Origin of the sequence: Pseudonocardia alaniniphila, assembly GCF_022524485.1 — a bacterium.
Taxonomy (GTDB): domain Bacteria; phylum Actinomycetota; class Actinomycetes; order Mycobacteriales; family Pseudonocardiaceae; genus Pseudonocardia; species Pseudonocardia alaniniphila.
Map to the genome: position 1 here is coordinate 312051 of NZ_JAKXMK010000007.1, position 18046 is coordinate 330096.

The window sequence follows — 18046 nt, forward strand, 5'->3', positions numbered from 1 at the left end:
CTCGCTGCGCTCGGCCGGTGCTTCGCGAAGGCGCTGTGACACCGATTCGCGCGCAAGCTCGCTCATTCGTCGTCGGCCGCCGCGCCTACGCCGGCGTGCAGCAGCATCATCTCCGCCTGGTGGTCGCGCACCGGTGACACCCCGGATTCCGGCGGCGGCGACGGCTCCCACGATCCGTCGGCGTGCAGCGTCCAGCACCGGGTGGCCGGGTCGAGGCAGGAGTCGAGCATCAGGCCGAGCCTGCTCGCCAACCTCGGGTCGGCCACCCGCAACAGCACTTCGACCCGACGGTCGAGGTTGCGGTGCATCATGTCGGCGCTGCCGATCCAGTACTCGTCGGCCGCCCCGAAGTGGAACACCCGCGAGTGCTCCAGGAACCGGCCGAGGATCGACCGGACGTGGATGTTCTCCGACAGCCCAGGGCGATCCGGCCGGATCGCGCAGATGCCGCGCACCACCACGTCCACCGGAACGCCGGCCAGCGACGCGCGGTAGAGCGCGTCGATCACCTGCTCGTCGACCAGTGAGTTGACCTTGATCCGGATCCGGGCGGCGGGGTTGCCCTCGCGGTGGGCCTCGATCTCGTCCTCGATCCGGCGGACGATGCCGCGGCGAACGCCGTAGGGCGCCACCAGCAGGCTCCGGTAGGACGTCTGGTGGGAGTAGCCGGTGAGCGAGTTGAACAGGTCGGTGAGGTCGGCACCGATCGTCGGATCGGCCGTGAGCACGCCCAGGTCCTCGTAGAGCCGGGCGGTCTTCGGGTTGTAGTTGCCGGTGCCGATGTGGCAGTAGCGCCGGATCGTCGACCCCTCCTGCCGCACCACGAGCGAGGTCTTGCAGTGCGTCTTCAGGCCGACGAGCCCGTAGACGACATGCACGCCCGCCTTCTCCAGCTCGCGTGCCCAGCGGATGTTGGCCTGCTCGTCGAACCGCGCCTTGATCTCCACCAGCGCGACCACCTGCTTGCCGGCCGCGGCGGCGTCGATCAGGGCGTCGACGATCGGGGAGTCGCCGGAGGTGCGGTAGAGGGTCTGCTTGATGGCGAGGACGTTCGGGTCGGACGCCGCCTGCTCGATGAACCGCTGCACGCTCGTGGAGAACGAGTCGTAGGGATGGTGGACGAGCACGTCACCCTCGCGCAGGGTGGCGAACACGCTGCGTGGGGTCTCCCGGTCAGCGAAGGCCGGGTGCGTGGCCGGGACAAAAGGGTCGTCCTTCAGATCCGGGCGGTCGACCCCGTGCACCGCCCACAGCGAGGTGAGGTCGAGCAGCCCGGGCACGGTGACGACGTCGGCGGGGTCGACGTCCAGCTCGCGCAGCAGCAGCTCCAGCACGTGCTCGCTCATCGTGTCGGTGACCTCGAGGCGCACCGGCGGCCCGAACCTGCGCCTGGCGAGCTCGCGCTCCAGTGACTGCAGGAGGTCCTCGTCGCGGTCCTCCTCGACCTCCACGTCGGCGTTGCGGGTGACGCGGAAGGCGTGGACCTCGGCGAGCTCCATGCCGGTGAACAGCTCACCGAGATGGGCTGAGATGAGGTCCTCGAGCGGAAGGAACGTGATCGTGTCGTCGTCGGTGCGCACGCGCACCAGCCGCGGGACGTTGTTGGGCACCTTGACCCTGGCGAACCGCTCGGTACGGCCCTCGGGGTCGCGCACGGTGACGGCGAGGTTCAGCGACAGCCCGGAGATGTAGGGGAACGGATGGGCCGGGTCGACGGCCAGCGGGGTGAGCACCGGGAACACCTGGGCCGAGAAGTATGCCGAGAGCCTGATCCGCTGGTCGTCGGTCAGGTCGCCCCAGCGCAGGATGCGGATGCCCTCGGCCGCCAGTTCGGGGCGCACCTGGTCGAGGAAGACGCGTGCGTGCGCCTCGGCGATCGCCTGCGTGCGGGCCGCGATCCTGGCGAGCTGCTCACGGGGGGAGAGGCCGTCGGCGCTGCGGACGGCGAGCCCGGTCTCGTCGCGGCGCTTCAGCCCGGCCACCCGGACCATGTAGAACTCGTCGAGGTTGGACGCGAAGATCGCGAGGAACTTGGCCCGCTCTAGCAGCGGCTGGCTGGGGTCCTCGGCGAGGGCGAGCACCCTGGCGTTGAAGTCCAGCCAGGACAGCTCGCGGTTGAGGTAGCGATCTTCGGGCAGGCTCGACGCCGGGGCGATGGTGCGTGCAGGCGGACTCACCGGCACGGCGGCGGCTGTGCCGGTGACGTCCGGAACCGTGGCGGTGGCGGGGGCCGCAGGGCCAGGCCGCCGGTCGCTCCTACTCCGTGAGTCCGTGTCCGGTTCCTCGCGGCGGACGGGCACCGTCGTGCTGCTCACAGGGCGGCTCGCCGCATGCACCCGACGGGTCGACGGCCGCGGGGACCGTCGCCCGCGCGTGCCCTGCCGGGCGGGCATCTGGTCCTCGGGGCCGGGTTCCGGGACAGAACTGCTCACGTCGTCACCCACGATGGTGATTCTGGCCCACCCGGCGACTGTCTGCGGATCCCGTCGAGAGTCGAGCGGGTGAACTGCGCCGCAGGAAGCAGCCGATATGCGAGCCAACGGCGGATTCGAGCAGCTCCGATCGGGGGCTGCGTCAGTGGTGCGGACTCGGGGCGAGGACGCTCGACGTGTGCTCACCCAGTCCGAGGTCCATGGCTTCGCGCAGGTCGTCGCCCGTGTCGACGTCTCGCCGCAGGCCCGGCCATTCGCCGTGCAGCGGCTGCGCACCGGACTCGCGGTGACGCAGGGCGGAGCCCACGCCGAACAGCGGGTCGAGCCCCACGCCCGGCGCGGCGAGCAGGAAGGTCGTGCCGGTGCCCTCGGCGTCGGAGCAGAAGGCGCGCCCCGCCCGGCCCGAGGCGAAGAGCTCTGCCGCCGCGGTGATCGCGTCGTCCAGCTCGGCGGGGCGAAGCGCCGGCAGGTCGGCCTGCAGCGCCCCGACCGCCGCTGCGGGGTCGTGCTCACGCAGAAGCGCCGCGCCGCCCGCGTAGGCGGCGTTGAGGCCCGGCACGGGGCCGTCCGGAACGACCTCGACGCCCACGGCGCAGAGCTCGGCGGCGACCACCGGGTCGGAGCTGATCACGACCAGGCGCCGCACCATGGTCGAGGCGCGCACCGCGGCCACCGTGTCATGCGCCAGCGCCAACGCCAGCCGTGCGTGGGCGTCGGCGGCGCCGATGCCCTGGTCGGCGGCGCCGCGCAGCCGGGACTTGGCCACGCCCAGCTGCTTGACCGGGACCACCAGGTCCACGGTCGACATCTTCGAGCCCACCCCTCCATCGTGCACCGAACCCGGAGGTGGACCCCGAGCGCCCGGCCAGGAAGACTCTGCGCGTCAGGCCGGGATCGGAGGTTCGTGCGTGAGGCGTGAGAAGGGCGGCTTCTGGATCGCGTTCTGCGCGGTGTTCTTCTATCCCATGGGCTGGCTGCTGGGCCGCTCCCGGTTCGACGGCAAGGAACACATCCCCTCGACCGGCGGTGCCCTACTCGTGGCCAACCACATCTCCCACCTCGACCCGATCTTCAGCGGCCTCGTGGTGCACCGGGCCCGGCGGGTGCCCCGGTTCCTGGCCAAGAACAGCCTGTGGAGCAAGCCGGTGCTCGGCTGGGCCATGCGCGGCAGCGGCCAGATCCCCGTCTACCGGGAGTCCGCCGACGCGCAGCACAGCCTGCGGGAGGGCACTCGGGCGCTGAGCGAGGGCAAGGTCGTGGTGATATACCCGGAGGGGACGATCACCCGCGACCCGGAGGGATGGCCGATGCTCGCGCGCACCGGCGTCGCCCGGCTGGCGCTTTCGGCCGACGTTCCGGTCGTTCCGTTCGTCCACTGGGGCACGCGGGACGTCTACGACGGCTACAAGCGGAAGTTCCGGCCGTTGCCCCGCAAACCGATCATCGTGCGCTGCGGCGAACCCATCGACCTGACGGCGTACCGCGGGCGTCCGCTCGATGCCGCGCTCCTGCGCGAGGTCACCGACGTGATCATGTGCCGGGTCAAGGAGCTGCTCGCCGAGGTTCGCCAGGAGGAGGCCCCCGTGCAGTTCTTCCGCCGCGGAGCGGATTCGTGAGCGGTGGCGAGGTCCGCCGCGTCGCAGTCCTCGGGGCGGGGTCGTGGGGCACGGCGTTCGCGAAGGTCATGGCCGACGCCGGACGCGAGGTGCGGCTGTGGGCCCGCCGTCCCGAGGTGGCCGCGGCCGTCAACGAGCGACGCAGCAACCCGGACTATCTGGCGGGCATCGTCCTGCCCGCGCTGCTGACGGCCACCACCGACGCGGCGATCGCGCTCGACAAGGCCGATGCGGTGGTGTTCGCGGTGCCGTCGCAGACCCTGAGGGCGAACCTCGTCCTCTGGCGGGATCTGCTGCCCCCCGACAGCACGCTGGTGAGCCTCGCGAAGGGTGTGGAGCTCGGCACGCTGCTGCGGATGAGCGAGGTGATCTGCGAGGTCGCGAGGGTCCCCGCCCAACGGGTGGCCGTCGTGTCCGGCCCCAACCTGGTGCGCGAGATCGCGGCGGAGGAGCCCACCGCCACCGTGATCGCCTGCTCCGACCACGACCGCGCGGTGGCCCTGCAGCAGGCGTGCACCACCGGCTACTTCCGCTCCTACACCAACACCGATGTCATCGGCTGCGAGCTGGGTGGCGCGGGCAAGAACGTCATCGCGCTCGCCTGCGGCATCGCCACCGGAATGGGGTTCGGCGACAACACCACTGCCTCGCTGATCACCCGCGGGCTCGCGGAGATCGCACGGCTGGGGGTGGCGCTGGGGGCGGACCCCCTGACGTTCGCCGGGCTCGCCGGGCTCGGTGACCTGGTTGCCACGTGCTCGTCGCCGCTGTCTCGCAACCGCACGTTCGGCGAGCACCTGGGTCGCGGGGAGTCACTGGCGAAGGCGGAGGCCGCCAATCACGGGCAGGTGGCCGAGGGCGTGAAGTCGTGCCTGTCGATCTGCCAGCTCGCGGCCCGGCACGGGGTGGAGGTCCCGATCGCCGACGCCGTGCGGCGCGTCTGCCACGAGGGCCTCTCCGCTGCGGAGATGGGCAAGGAACTGATCAGCCGGGCTCCGCGCCCCGAATAACCCACGTCGTAGTGTGAGTGCGTGACGGGGGACGGGACGCGCTGCGTGCACGGTGGCCACGGCGAAGGTGTCCTCGGAGAAGCCCTGCACCCCGGCCCCGTGCTGTCGTCGACGTTCCACCTCGGCGGGCCCGGCGACCCGACACCCACGGACTTCTACGGTCGCGCGGACAACCCCACGTGGCGTGTGCTCGAGGCCGCCATCGGCGATCTCGACGGCGGTGAGTGCGTCGTGTTCGCGTCGGGGATGGCCGCGATCGCTGCGGTGCTGCGGCTGGCGGGCCGCGACGGTGCGCTGGTCCTGCCCTCCGACGGGTACTACCTGGCTCGTTCGCTCGCCCATGACGAGCTGGGCCCGTTCGGGGTCGAGGTGCGGGAGGTGCCGACCGCGGGCGAGTGGCCGGCCAAGGTGCTCGACGGCGCCGCGCTCGTGCTGCTGGAGACGCCCTCCAACCCCGGCCTGGACGTGGCCGACATCGCAGCCGCCGCAGCCGCTGCCCACGCCGCCGGGGCGCTCCTGGCGGTCGACAACACCACGGCGACGCCGCTGGGCCAGCAGCCGCTGGCCCTCGGCGCCGACTTCGCGGTGGCCAGCGACACCAAGGCGCTCTCGGGGCACGGGGACGTCGTTCTCGGACACGTCAGCGTCCGCGACGGGGCACTGGCTGCACGGCTGCGAGAGGCGCGTTCCCGTGGCGGCGCCGTGCCCGGGCCGATGGAGGCCTGGCTCGCCCACCGCGGGCTCGGCACCCTCGACCTGCGCCTCGCCCGGCAGGCCGCCAACGCGGCCGCCGTGGCAGCCGCGGTCGCCGAACACCCGTTGGTGTCGGACGTCCGGTGGCCGGGACTGCCGCACGATCCCGCTCACGCCGTGGCGGCCCGGCAGATGCGGCGCTGGAACGGAGTGCTGCGTTTCACCCTTCCCGATGAGCACGCGGTGGGGCAGTTCCTGGCCGCGTCCCGGCTCGTCACGTCGGCCACCAGCTTCGGGGGCCTACGCAGCAGCGCCGATCGCCGGCAACGCTGGGGCGACGACGTGGCTCCAGGGCTGGTGCGCTTCTCGGCGGGCTGTGAGGATGAACACGATCTTGTCGCGGACGTCCGAGCCGCGTTGGCCGCCATCACCGGGTGAGAGTTGCCACTCGACCAAACGTGATTCGGACCCATATCACACGTGCGTCGCCCCCTCCCGCTATGGTCTGATCTGCGAGGGAGGTGGTCGCGTGAAGCATCGACAACCCGACCCCATCAGTGCCGACCCCGAGCCAGGGGAGGCGCTGGGGATCACGCCGCACCCGAGCGTGGTCCCGACGGGGTCCCGGGTCCTGCTCCTCAATGCGACGTTCGAGCCGCTTGCCGTAGTCACGGCGAAGCGTGCTGTCGTCCTGATGCTCACCGGCAAGGCCGAATGCGTCGAGGCCGCACTCGACGAGGTCTTCCACTCGGAGAACCTCACGGTTCCCGCGCCGTCGGTGATGCGCCTTTCCCGTTACGTGCGAGTGCCCTACCGCCGCGCCGTCCCGATGACGAGGGCGGGCGTCCTGCGCCGCGACAGCCGCCGCTGCGGCTACTGCGGCAAGCGCGCCGACACGATCGACCACGTCGTTCCCCGCAGCCGCGGCGGCACCCACTCCTGGGAGAACTGCGTCGCCGCCTGCCGCACCTGCAACTCCCGCAAGGCCGACAGGATGCTGGCCGAGCTCGGCTGGAGCCTCGAGTTCGTTCCTCGGGCACCTGACCGTGCTGCCGGGGGCATCCTCGTGCTGGCCGTGGAGCCGCTCCCCGCGTGGGAGCCGTGGCTCGGTGTCGCCGCGTAGATCCCGAAACACGACAAACCCACCGCTAACGTCAACTACCGTTCTTGCGAGCCCTCTCTCGACATAGACCTGGAAGCGTTCGGGGGGGCTTGTGTCGATGTCGCCATCTGTTCCCGTGCTCGTCGTAGGACCGCACGACCTGGTCACGACCTCAGTGGTCATCGCGTTGCAGGCCAACGGGTTTGCCGCGGAGGAGCGCGAGATCAACGGGACTTGTGCGTTTCCCAGAGTGGACAGAGCACGGGGCGTGGTCGTGGTGAACCTCGATCTCCCCGAGGGCGTCGGCCTGGTCGCCAAGGCCGTGACGTCCGGCTGGCCGACGCTGGTCGTCGGTCAGCAGACCGACCGGGAGCGCACGGCGGCGGCCGTGGCCGCGGGTGCCGCGGCGTACGTCCCGCGCAGCTGTCCGCTCGACGTGCTGGTCCGCACGGTCTTGCACATGAGCGTCGGCCGCCCGGTGATGATGGCCAAGGAACGCATGGCCTGGCTCGAGCTGCACCGCGTGGCACGAGCTGAGGTCAACACGCGCCGGCGCCGCCTCGACCTGCTCACCGACCGAGAGTTCGAGGTGCTGCGACGGCTGGAGCGTGGCCAGAAGGCCGCCGACATCGCCGTGGACGCCGTGCTGGCGATGAGCACGGTGCGCACCCACATCCGGTCCATCCTCGTGAAGCTCGAGGTCAACTCCCAGCAGCACGCGATCGCGATCTACCGCGAGACGAGGCGGCAGGGCGAATAGCCGGACCGGGGCACTGTTCCGGAACTTCGGGCGCCTCCCGTTCGTGATCCGGACATGGGGGGAGCAACAAGGCACGCGCGCGTGCCGCAGCCGGCCGTTCTCGACGAGCTGGGGACGACGACTTCCGCATGACCGTCCAGCCCGGCGTCGTCGCATCTCTCGTACCCGCAGCCCACGCGTCTTCGCCCGCGGAGCCGTCGGCGGGGATCTCCCGGTGGTTGTCGCCGCTGCTCGCCTTCGCAGCGCTCGCTCTGCTTCCGGTGGCCGCGGCGACCACCGATCTGGCAGCGCTCGACGGCTGGGGGCTGGCCCGGGTGCTCGGGCCTGCCGCCTGGGCGTCCTTGTCGTGCGCGGTGGGCGCCTGCGTGGTCGAGATGCGGTCGCCACGCCCGCGGATCCCGATGCTCGGTGGAGCCACCGCCGTTCTCATCCTCTGCTCGTTCGGCATGCCGTCGGTGGTGGAGCCGGCGGCCCGGTTCACCACGGCGTGGCTGATCGCCGGGTTCACCAACGCGATCACGGGCGATGGCCAGGTGCCGATCGGTATCGACGCCCGGTTCTACTGGCCGGCGTTCTTCGCGCAGTGGGCGTTCTTCCAGGACGCCGGGGGTGTCAACCAGCTCGACCTGGTGCTGCGGTGGTTCCCACCGGTGATCGTCGGTGTGTGGGCGATCGGCGTGTACGCGTTGGCCCGTTCGATGTTGGGGGGCACCCGTGCACCCTGGGTGGCCGCCTGGCTCTTCCTCGGCTTGAACTGGATCGAGCAGGACTACTTCTCGCCGCAGGCCATCGGCATCGTGTTGATGCTGATGGTGCTGGCGTTCGCGCTCGGGCCGCTGGCCACCCGGCGCACCGACTCGGCCGGAGTGCCGGGCTGGCCATCCCCGCATCCCGACGCGCCGCGGCTGCCGCTGTGGCGCAGATGGGTGGTCGCGGCGAGGACGCGGCCGAACCGGCCGAGTCTGCCGCCCCGCCAGCTGCTGCTGATCTACTTCTGCGCCGCGCTGTGCCTGATCGCGATCGCACCTGAGCACCAGCTCACACCGTTCGCGATCATCGGTCAGCTGGTTCTGCTCGCGGTGGTCGGCCGCTTCAGGGGCCGCGGCCTCGTGCTCGTCGCGATCCTCGCCGTGGCCGTGTACGTCATGATCGCGGGCCGGGAGTTCTGGCTCACCCAGCTGAGCCTCATCACGGGCGCGGGGGAGGAGGGCAACGCGCTGGAGGTAGGCGTCGCAGGCCGGCTGGAGGGCGACTTCGGTCAGGTCGCGGTGAAGCTCCTGCGCATCGTCGTCCCGGTCGCCACGTGGCTGCTCGCGATCGTCGGGGCGTGGGTGTACTGGCGGCGCAGGCGTGACTTGGTGCCGATCGCGCTCGCCGCGGTGCCCATGGGCATGGCGGCCGTACAGAGCTACGGCGGTGAGCTGTTCCTGCGCATCGTGCTGTACGGCCTGCCGATCCTCGCGATCCTCGGCGTCGACGCACTACGGGCGCTCGTGCGCTGGCGGCGCGGCATGGAATACGTCCTCGCCGCCGGGATGCTGCTGCTGTTCGGGTCGATCATCCTGATCCGCGGAGGCAATGAGGCCTACATGATCGTCTATCCGGACGAGGTGGACATGGTGCGCGAGGTGTACGCCACCACCCCGCACGGCCTGGAGGTCATGCCGCTGATCAACGTCGGCCCGTACGCCGTGGAGGGCATCGACACCCACGGCCGCGGCACAGTGATCGAGGGATGCACCCAGCTGGCCGACGACCCGATCCGCTGCATCAACGCCGAGTACCCCGACGTCCTGCTCACCTTCGACGCCGTCGAGGCCCAGGGCCGCTTCCTCGATCTGAAGCCGCCGGGTTGGTCGCTGCAGGTGGTGGAGGAACTCGTGGCGTCGGGCCGCTACGTCATCACGTACCAGAACGGATTCGACGTGGTGCTGCGCAAGACCGTGCCTCCACCACCGGGCTGAACGACGTGGGTGAGCTGCTACGTGGTGCTCTCGAGCGTGTAGCGCACGGTCTGGACGCGGATGCCGTCGTCGTCGAAGACGAACGTGTCGACGCCGTCCAAGGCCTGTTGAGATGCGGACACCGCGCTCCACGTGATGAACAGGACGTTCTTCTCGAAGATCTGGGTCGGCACGTCCCACTTCGCGTCCGGGAGGTCGGCGAGGAGCTGGGTGAAGGCCTCGCGGACGCCTGCCTTGCCGTGCCGGACCCCGTGCGGCGTGATGAACACCGCATCGTCGGTGTAGTCCTCGACGATCCCGTCGACGTCGCCGGCGATCAACGCACCGGCGTGGTGCTCGAAGATCTGCTGCGGAGTTCTCGCCATCGCTGCCCCCTCGGTCCTACAAGGTTCGATCAGCGTGTCCTGCCTGCGCACCGGTGTCCAGAGGGTGGGCCGACGGCTGAGGGAGAGGACAGGCGCCCTGACGATACTGATCTCGAGATGACCCGAAAGTGAACGGGGTGCTTCGCTCCGTGCTCGCCCCGTGGCGGGATGATCGAGCCATCACCGCACGCGCCGCCGTAGCCGCGGGCCTCGTTGAGTCGCCGAGCGAGCCGGGCATGCACACGGGGCCGGCTGGTGCAGAACTTCAGCGACCGCTGGTGCCATCGCAGGCCCAGGCCGCGGTCGGACCCCCTTCGGAGATTCCGCGTGTATTTCAGTACCCCCACAGCTCTGGCCGATCATCCACTCGCCGTCGTCGACGTGCAGGGCAACGGGCAGCAGCCGCCGGAGATCGTCGACATCGCCGTGCTGCCCATCGAGCCCGCCGCGGACGTGCGGCAGGCGAGCATGCGTGTCTGGCTCGTCCGCCCGGACCGTCCGATCACGCCCGACGTCACCGACGGCGTCCACGGCATCCGCAACACCGACGTCCTCGCCTGCCCGAGTTGGGCACGGGTGGCCGAAGAGGTGTACGCCGCGATCAAAGGGCGGGTGCTCGTGGCGCACAACGCGGCCGTCGAGCTGCGGGTGATCGCCAACCACCTGCCCCAGTGGCGCCCCTCGCTCGTCCTCGACACGGCGCGCCTCGCGAGGGCGGTCTGGCCGGGGTTGCCCGGCGGCTACGGCTTGAGCCGCCTCGCCACCTACGCCGGGCTTCATCCGCCACACATCCAGCCAGGGGAGCGGCGCCACCGGGCCGGCTATGAGACGTGGATGACCGGGCAGTTGCTGTTCGCTCTGGTTCAGAGCAGCGGTCTCACGTGGGAACAGGTCGTCGAGGCGGGCAGTGTCGCGGATCTCTCGCCGTGACAACTACTCACCGTGGTAACGGATGCACACCGCAGAATGAATAACTCTTTGATCGACATCGAGCATCGAGGAGCGCAGTGGATATCCAGCAGATCGACAAGCAAGCCACGTGGCCAATGCGAAGCACCCGTCGGGGCGGTGCAGTCGTCCGGTATGTCCTCACCGAGGCGCTACGTATCGATGAGTGAGCCGCAGGAGGCCCAGGCGAGGATCCATCTCACGGAGTCCGACGCGCACGCGCTGAGCGCGTGGCTCAACCGGGCAGGGCACTTCCGTGGCCTGGTCGACGTCAGCACGTGCGTACCGGGCCGGGGCGGGTCGACGTGCATGGTCGACGTGGTGATCGTCCTGGTCGGCAGCCGCATGCTGGCTCTGCTGGTCAGCAAGATCTACGACTGGATCGCGGTGCAGCGTGACGCGAAGAGCGTGACGGCGACGTACACGAGTCCGGGAGGCAGGCCGCTGGAGATCGAGGTCGATCGCTCCGACGACCGCTCCCAGCTGATCGACCGGGTTCGCAGGCTCGTCGAGTCGGGCGAGGCCCGTGCCTGACCTCACCACCCGATCGAGTGAGGAACCAGGCAGCCCATCCGTCCGTTTTCCGGAGGCCGGCGTCGAGAGGGATCGTCACTTATGGGCATGAAAAGCACATTGCGCGTCGCGGCAGCGGCCGTCCTGGCCGGATCTGCGGCGAGCGTGGTTCTTCCCGATTGGATTCGGCGTGACCGTCGATTCCCTTTCGTGGCCATCGTCGCTTTTCGCCCGCAGTTCGCGGTTTCGGCGCTGGCCGCCGCTGCACTGCTTGCGAGGGGTTCGCGCGCCCGTCCGGCGGCAGCGGCCGTCGGGGCGGTCGCCGTGGCGGGCCTCGGCGCGGTCGCCGCTCGGGCGATCCGGTTCCCGATGCCTGAGGCTGCCCCGGACGACCTCTCCATCCTGACGTTCAACGTGCTCAACGGGCGGGCCGACACCGGGGAGCTAGCCACTCTGATCGCCCGGGAGACCCCGCATTTCGTCGTGCTCCCTGAAGCGGGCTCCGACTTCCGCGACAAGCTGATCCCGCTGGTGGAGACGCTGGGCTACCGGTCGTGGGTCTCGACGGCACCGGGTGTGAAGGACGGCCAGGGCGTCACGCTGCTGGCGGCGTCCGGGGCAGGGGACGTGCAGGTGCGTTCGGGCACCGGGATGCGGTTGCGGCACCTGGAGGCAAGCGGCGGGATCCTCGGCAGGCGAAGCCTCTTCGCGATACACACCGCCGCACCCGTGGACCGCAGGCGGACGGCCCAGTGGCTGCGCGACCTCGCGGTGGTCGAGCGGTGGTGTCACGGTCCCGTGGCGCCGATCGTCGTCGGCGACTTCAACGCCACACTCGACCACTCGGCGTTCCGCGCCGCGCTCGGGGGATGTCGCAGCGCGGCCATCGGCACCGGGAAGGGACTGGTCGGCACCTACCCGTCGTCGGCCGCACCGTGGGCCGGCATCCAGATCGACCATGTGCTGGTGCCGGCCGGCACGGTGACCACCGGGTTCGAGGTGGTCGAGGTGGAGGGCACCGATCACCGTGGTGTTCTCGCGCGCGTCCGCGTGCCCCGGTGAGGAGCAGGCCCCGATCCCTCTCGGGGAGCCGGGCCGACCACGCACGGCAGAGCTCAGGCGCGGCGGCGGAACACCGGCTTCACCGGCCTGCCGCCCATCCACGGTGAGGGGTCGCCCGCGTCGAGCGCTTTCCGGTAGACGGCGCACGCCTGGGACACCACCTCGACGGTGCGGTCGATGTCGTCCTCGGTGAGCGCGCTGCTGACCACGAAGGACGGTCCGATCACGCCACCGGCGATGAGCCGGCGCAGAAACAGCGTGCGATAGGGCTGCGACGGTTTCAGCTCCTCGTCGAGCGTGGCAAACACGAGATTGCTCGCCCGCCCCCGGACGAGGACGTGGTCGGCAACGCCCATCCCGGCCGCTGCCGCGGTGACGCCGGCGGCCAGCCGCTCCCCGAGACTGTGCAGCCGGGCCGCGATCCCCTCCTCGGCGTAGGTGTCCATCACCGCCATCGCGGCGGCGAGCGAGTGCGTCTCGGCGCCGTGGGTGGTGGAGAGAAGGAAGACCCGGTCGCGATCGTGGCGCAGCCCGCCCCACTCCATCACGTCACGACGTCCGGCCAGGGCCGACACGGCGAAGCCGTTACCCAGCGCCTTGCCGAACGTCGACAGGTCGGGCACCACGCCGTACACGCCCTGAGCCCCCGCCTCCGACCAGCGGAAGCCGGTGATCATCTCGTCGAAGACCAGCAGGGCGCCGTGCTTGTCGGCGAGCGCCCGCATGCCTTGCAGGTAGCCGTGAGGGGGTTCCCGCTGGGCCGCGGCCTCGAGGATCAGGCACGCGATCTCGCCCTCGTGCTGCTCGAGCAGCTCCGCGGTGGCGTCGAGGTCGCCGTAGGGAAAGGACAGGGTGAGCCGCTCGGGGATCCCCGCGGACATCGGTGTGGTGCCGATGAACCAGTCGTCGGTGGAGAAGAACGGCTGGTCACGGCACATGGCCACGTGGGAGCGTCCGGTGACCGCCCGCGCCAGGCGCACGGCAGCCGTGGTGGCGTCCGAGCCGTTCTTGGCGAACTTCACCATCTCTGCGGTGGGGACGGTGGCGAGGAAACGTTCCGCCGCCTCCAGCTCGACGACACTCGGCCGCACGAAGTTGCTGCCCCGATCGAGCTCCCGGCGCACCGCCTCGACCACGCGCGGGTGGGCGTGCCCGAGGCTGACCGAGCGGAGGCCCGACCCGTACTCGATGTACTCGTTGCCGTCGACGTCCCAGACGTGGCTACCGCGACCGTGGGAGATGATCGGGGCGAGATCCTCGGGGTACTGGTCGTCGCCCTTTGCGTAGGTGTGCGCACCCCCGGGGACCAGGGTGTGCAGGCGCACGTTGATGTGGTTGGACACCGGCAGTGGCGATTCGGCGATCCCGGCAACCGGAACTGCTCGCAACAAGGACCTCCTCCACGCCCTGGTCCCCGAGGCGGCCCGACATATGGGACCAGCATGACGATTCGACGGAGCGGAAACGGTACAGGGCCGCCGTCCCGCCCTGCGCCGGGCCGGTCGGGCGAGGCCCGGTAGCGTCGTCCTCCGGTTCGTGACCTCGAGGTGGTTCACAACTCATGAAGGCTGTGCAGGACGTGCACATGTGCCGGTTCTGCCGCGCCACGGGCGGCACTCTCGTGTTGGATCTCGGAGAACAGCCGCCGAGTGAGCTGTTCCCACCCCTCGACGCGCCGGGGCCCGACCCCGTCTTCCCGTTGCGACTGTGGATGTGCGGCGAATGCGGGCTCGCTCAGCTGGCCGACGACATGGACGTGCCGGAGGACCCACAGGGCGTTCAGCCCGAGGCGCTCACCCGGCAGGCCGCCGACGCCGTGGCCCAGCTCGTGTCGGCCCGGCTGTTGCCCGCAAGCGGCACGGTCGCCGAGTTCCCCAGCCCGCACGGGGGCAGCTGGCTGGCGCTGCTCGCCGAGCAGGGGCTCGTGCCGGCCGCTGCGGCGGAGCCTGCCGACGTGGTGGTCGACTGCTCATTCGGCCTGATGCACGCCCACGACCAGGCGGCTGCGATGGCCGAGCGGGCTGTGGCGGTGGCGCCGGGTGGCCTGCTCCTCGTCCAGTTCCAGTCGCTCGCCTCGATCGTGGAGCAGCGGGAGTGGAACGCCGTCCGGCACGGGCACTTCGCCTACTACTCGGTGCCGGTGATGCGCACGATGATGGCCGAGGTGGGGCTCGCGGCCTTCGCCGCGTTCTGGTTCCCGCTGTACGGCGGCACGGTGCTCGTGGCGGGCCGGGCCGGTGCCGAGCCGGAGGAGTCGATCGAGACGCTCACGAAGCAGGAGATCGCCACCGGCGTGCTCGACCCGGCCGCGGTGGCCGCTCTCGACGACGTGGTCCGGATCGGCGGCGCCCGGCTCGACGACTGGCTCCTGGCCGAGCAGCGCAGTGGCCGCCGCGTCTACGGGTACCCCGCGGCATCGCGGGCGGTGCCGCTGCTGCACCGCGCGGGCGTACGTCGTGAACTGCTCGCGGGAGTCGCCGACGCCTCGGTGGCGAAGCAGGGCGGCCGCATCCCCGGTTCGGACATCCCGGTGATCGGCCCGGGTGACCTGGTGGACGCCGCACCCGACTCCGTCCTGCTGTTCGTGCCCGACCTCCTCGACGAGGTCAGGAAGGCGATGCCGGGAATCGAGGCGGCCGGTGGCCGGTGGGTGGGGGCCGACGAGGTCCTTGCGTCCGATCGCCGGACCGGTGGGGCCGGGCCGCGCCATGACCTCTGACGGGAAGTCCCAGCCGCACGACCTCACTGCACTGGAGCAGGCTGCGGCCTTGCGCCGGGGCGAGCTGTCCGCGGTGGAGTTGGTGGAGCACTACCTCCGGCGAATCGAGTCGCTCGACCACCTGCTCGGCGCCTTCGTCACGCTCACCCCGGACGCCGCGCTCGCGCAGGCGGCAGCGGCGGACCGCGCGCTGCGGGACGGCGACGAGCGTCCACTGCTCGGCGTCCCCACGGCGATCAAGGATCTTGCGATGACAGCGGGGGTCCGCACCACGTTCGGGTCCCCGGTGTACGGCGACTACGTCCCGGACGTCGACGACGACTCGGCCCGGCTGTTGCGGGCCGCGGGCACGGTCAGCCTGGGCAAGACGTCGACCCCGGAGTTCGGGCTGCCGCCCTACACCGAACCGGCGGGCCGCCCGCCCGCCGTCACGCCGTGGGACACCGGCAGGCTCGCTGGTGGTTCGTCGGGCGGTGCCGGCGCGGCCACCGCGGGTGGGCTCGTCCCGTTCGCGCACGGCACCGACGGTGGCGGCTCGATCCGGATCCCGGCTGCCGCGTGCGGCCTCGTCGGGCTCAAGACCAGCCGCGGGCTGGTGTCTCGTGGGCCGGCAGGCGGCGACCCGCCCGGCATGTCGGTGTCCGGGCCGCTCGCCCGCACGGTTGCCGATGCCGCCGCGATGCTCGATGTGCTCGCCCGGCCCGTGACCGGAGAGCCGTACGTCCTGGAGGCCCGGGTCGACGGCCATCTCGCCGCCGCCGGCCGCCCGCCGTCGAGGCTGCGGGTGGGCCGGTACGCCGTTCCGCCGGTCCCGGGTGTGGTGGTCGACCCCGCTTGCCTCGCCGCGTACGAGAAGACGTCCGCCGTGCTGGCCGAGCTGGGACACGAGGTCGTCGAGTTCGACCCCTGCATCCCCGAGGACCTCCTGCCCGTGTTCGAGGTGCTGTGGGCGGTGCTCGCGCACGGGCACCCCGTGCCGCCGGAAGCCGAGCCGCTGCTCGCTCCGCTCACCCGGTGGTGGCGCGACCGCGGCACGGCGATCAGCGGGCCGGAGTACATGGCAGCCACCCAGTCGGCGATCCAGGCCACCCGCCGGGTCGTGAGGGCGCAGGCGGCCGTCGACGTCGTGCTCACGCCGATGCTTGCCCAGCTGCCGCGTCCGGTCGGCTGGTTCACCGCGGGTGGGAACCCTGCGCAGGACTACGAACGGCAGAAGCACTTCACGCCGTTCACCGCGATCTACAACCTCACCGGGCAGCCCGCGTTGAGCCTTCCCGTGGCGTGGGGGCGGGAAGACGGCGGTCCGGAGCTGCCCGTGTCCGTGCAGCTGGTCGGCGGGATGGGTGACGATGCGCTACTGCTCGCACTCGGCTCGCAGCTGCACGTGGCGGCAGGGTGGGGCGGTCGGCGCCCGCCCACCTGGTGAGCTACGTTCTCCCTCGTGAGCGTGCCCGAGACGATCTTGTACTTCGCGGTGCCGCCGGTCGGGCTGTACCTGGTCATCGTCCTGCTCGTCGTCGGTCCCCGGATGGCGCGGCGGCCTCGATACCGGTCCGGTCAGCCGTGGACCTTCGAGCCGATGTGGTTCACCGCCAACCCCGAGGGCGCCCAGCTCCCGGCGGCCGACGAGAGCCATGGCACCGGGGCCCACGGCGCTGCGGTGCGTAGCAATCTCGAACGAGGAGGTGCCCGTGGCAGCTGGTGAGACCACACATCCGGGCAGCACGAGCCACCACGGTGGCGCGGGCACGGCCGTCGCTGTTCCGAGCGAGGAGCTGCCCGTCGGCGCTGTCGTGACCGCATCCGGCCGGGTGTCGGCTGCGGAGGTCTACCGCGAGGAGTCGCGAGCCGACCAGCCGTTCTCGCCGGTGCAGCTCACTCGCCTCGACGAGGCACTGACCCTGGCGAGCCGCGAGTCCGGGCTGCTGTTCAGCGTCTACATCGGCGACCTGGGCGAGGACCCGACGGCGCGGGTCGCCGAGCTGCACGATCAGCTCGACGGTTCGAGCGAGGCCGTGCTGGTGGCGGTGAGCCCTGGGCAGCGGATCGTCGAGGTGCTGAGCGGAGCCGACGCGCGCATGCGGCTGCCTGACCGGGGCGCGAAGCTCGCGGTGATGAGCATGGTGGCGTCATTCCGCGAGAGCGACCTGTTGGGCGGATTGCTCAGCGGCCTGCGCATGCTCGCCGACCAGGCCGGCGGTCGTCGCCGCACGCAGTAACCGTTCGTCGCTGGGGTAGGGCAAATCACCGACAGCCGCGTAACCTCTCGTCATTCACTACAGTTGGTGGGACCCGAGCGGGTGGTCCCATCGCATAACGTGCGGTGCAGTCCTCGGGCAACACCGACTGACGAAGGGCAGGAACCCTCATGGGGGACTCGGTAGCGGGGCGTCCGACCGGTGGTGGTGGACGGCCTGACCGTCGGCACTCGGCCGGCTCGTCCGTTCTGACTCCGCCCACCGGGGTGCCTGCGGTTCCTGCGCAGCGCAAGCCCGCACCTGCGCCGGCCTCGCGGAAGCCGCAGGCCCCACCGGTCACGCCGCCCGCCCCGCCGGTGCAGCCCACCGTGGTCGAGCCGTGCACCTGTGGCCACGCGCGCGAGGCGCACGAGCACTACCGCTCCGGCACCGACTGCGGTGTGTGCGGGGCCACGGGTTGTTCCGCATATCGCGCCCGCGGCGGGTCGGTCAGCAGCATGCTTCGCCGCCTGGGCCTCATCGACTGACGCCGCCACCCGCGCCACACCCTGCGCCCGGTCGTCCCAACGGACGGCCGGGCGTCGTCATGTTCGAGTGGTTTCGACGTGGCATTCGGGTGGATGTGGGCCTACGCATGCCATGACGTCGGCACGTGGTCGTCTCC

18 protein-coding genes are annotated in these 18046 nt (G+C 71.1%); 14 read left to right on the plus strand and 4 right to left on the minus strand.

What is annotated here, in order from left to right; translation table 11 throughout:
* Positions 1–62 precede the first annotated feature (62 nt).
* A complete protein-coding gene (locus MMF94_RS09865) occupies positions 63–2393 on the minus strand; it encodes an RNA degradosome polyphosphate kinase (protein WP_241036041.1) in 2331 nt (776 codons plus the stop codon).
* 181 nt (positions 2394–2574) lie between these two features.
* The gene (cofC, locus tag MMF94_RS09870) at positions 2575–3240 is read right to left on the minus strand and encodes a 2-phospho-L-lactate guanylyltransferase (RefSeq protein WP_241036042.1); all 666 of its coding nucleotides are present in this window, start codon (positions 3238–3240) and stop codon (positions 2575–2577) included.
* Positions 3241–3340: 100 nt separating this feature from the next.
* On the opposite strand from cofC, the gene MMF94_RS09875 reads away from it, so the two are divergent.
* The 6 genes from MMF94_RS09875 (at position 3341) to MMF94_RS09900 (ending at position 9577) form a co-directional block, all read left to right on the plus strand.
* Positions 3341–4048: a lysophospholipid acyltransferase family protein gene (locus tag MMF94_RS09875; RefSeq protein ID WP_241036001.1), complete on the plus strand. Its 708-nt coding sequence runs from the start codon at positions 3341–3343 to the stop codon at positions 4046–4048.
* Positions 4045–5058, plus strand: a complete 1014-nt coding sequence (locus MMF94_RS09880) for an NAD(P)H-dependent glycerol-3-phosphate dehydrogenase (protein WP_277398686.1) — start codon at positions 4045–4047, stop codon at positions 5056–5058. The genes MMF94_RS09875 and MMF94_RS09880 overlap by 4 nt, the downstream gene beginning before the upstream one ends.
* A 21-nt stretch (positions 5059–5079) precedes the next feature.
* Positions 5080–6189: a cystathionine gamma-lyase gene (locus tag MMF94_RS09885; RefSeq protein WP_241036002.1), complete on the plus strand. Its 1110-nt coding sequence runs from the start codon at positions 5080–5082 to the stop codon at positions 6187–6189.
* Positions 6190–6280: 91 nt separating this feature from the next.
* Positions 6281–6874, plus strand: a complete 594-nt coding sequence (locus MMF94_RS09890; RefSeq protein WP_241036003.1) for an HNH endonuclease — start codon at positions 6281–6283, stop codon at positions 6872–6874.
* Between the two features lie 115 nt (positions 6875–6989).
* The gene (locus tag MMF94_RS09895) at positions 6990–7613 is read left to right on the plus strand and encodes a response regulator transcription factor (RefSeq protein WP_241036004.1); all 624 of its coding nucleotides are present in this window, start codon (positions 6990–6992) and stop codon (positions 7611–7613) included.
* 128 nt (positions 7614–7741) lie between these two features.
* Positions 7742–9577: a hypothetical protein gene (locus tag MMF94_RS09900; RefSeq protein WP_241036005.1), complete on the plus strand. Its 1836-nt coding sequence runs from the start codon at positions 7742–7744 to the stop codon at positions 9575–9577.
* Positions 9578–9594: 17 nt separating this feature from the next.
* On the opposite strand, the gene MMF94_RS09905 is transcribed toward MMF94_RS09900, so the two are convergent.
* Positions 9595–9942, minus strand: coding sequence for a nuclear transport factor 2 family protein (locus tag MMF94_RS09905; RefSeq protein ID WP_241036006.1), 348 nt, complete (start codon positions 9940–9942; stop codon positions 9595–9597).
* Between the two features lie 327 nt (positions 9943–10269).
* Between MMF94_RS09905 and MMF94_RS09910 the strand changes: the two genes are divergently transcribed.
* The 3 genes from MMF94_RS09910 (at position 10270) to MMF94_RS09920 (ending at position 12465) form a co-directional block, all read left to right on the plus strand.
* The gene (locus tag MMF94_RS09910) at positions 10270–10872 is read left to right on the plus strand and encodes a 3'-5' exonuclease (RefSeq protein ID WP_241036007.1); all 603 of its coding nucleotides are present in this window, start codon (positions 10270–10272) and stop codon (positions 10870–10872) included.
* 180 nt (positions 10873–11052) lie between these two features.
* A complete protein-coding gene (locus MMF94_RS09915) occupies positions 11053–11424 on the plus strand; it encodes an effector-associated constant component EACC1 (RefSeq protein ID WP_241036008.1) in 372 nt (123 codons plus the stop codon).
* A gap of 189 nt (positions 11425–11613) precedes the next feature.
* Positions 11614–12465 (plus strand): endonuclease/exonuclease/phosphatase family protein, encoded by an 852-nt coding sequence (locus MMF94_RS09920; RefSeq protein WP_241036009.1) that lies wholly within the window; start codon positions 11614–11616, stop codon positions 12463–12465.
* A gap of 53 nt (positions 12466–12518) precedes the next feature.
* On the opposite strand, the gene MMF94_RS09925 is transcribed toward MMF94_RS09920, so the two are convergent.
* Positions 12519–13814 carry a glutamate-1-semialdehyde 2,1-aminomutase gene (locus tag MMF94_RS09925; protein WP_241036044.1) on the minus strand — a complete coding sequence of 432 codons (1296 nt, stop codon included), beginning with the start codon at positions 13812–13814 and terminating at the stop codon, positions 12519–12521.
* Between the two features lie 212 nt (positions 13815–14026).
* On the opposite strand from MMF94_RS09925, the gene MMF94_RS09930 reads away from it, so the two are divergent.
* The 5 genes from MMF94_RS09930 (at position 14027) to MMF94_RS09950 (ending at position 17909) form a co-directional block, all read left to right on the plus strand.
* Positions 14027–15184, plus strand: a complete 1158-nt coding sequence (locus MMF94_RS09930; RefSeq protein WP_241036010.1) for a class I SAM-dependent methyltransferase — start codon at positions 14027–14029, stop codon at positions 15182–15184.
* A complete protein-coding gene (locus MMF94_RS09935) occupies positions 15174–16610 on the plus strand; it encodes an amidase (protein WP_241036011.1) in 1437 nt (478 codons plus the stop codon). The genes MMF94_RS09930 and MMF94_RS09935 overlap by 11 nt, the downstream gene beginning before the upstream one ends.
* 15 nt (positions 16611–16625) lie before the next feature.
* Positions 16626–16889 (plus strand): aa3-type cytochrome oxidase subunit CtaJ, encoded by a 264-nt coding sequence (ctaJ, locus tag MMF94_RS09940; RefSeq protein ID WP_241036012.1) that lies wholly within the window; start codon positions 16626–16628, stop codon positions 16887–16889.
* On the plus strand, positions 16876–17403 hold the full coding sequence (locus tag MMF94_RS09945) for a DUF5130 family protein (protein ID WP_379660482.1): 528 nt from the start codon (positions 16876–16878) through the stop codon (positions 17401–17403). Before ctaJ ends, MMF94_RS09945 begins: the two co-directional genes overlap by 14 nt.
* 149 nt (positions 17404–17552) lie before the next feature.
* Positions 17553–17909: a hypothetical protein gene (locus MMF94_RS09950; RefSeq protein WP_241036013.1), complete on the plus strand. Its 357-nt coding sequence runs from the start codon at positions 17553–17555 to the stop codon at positions 17907–17909.
* Positions 17910–18046 lie beyond the last annotated feature (137 nt).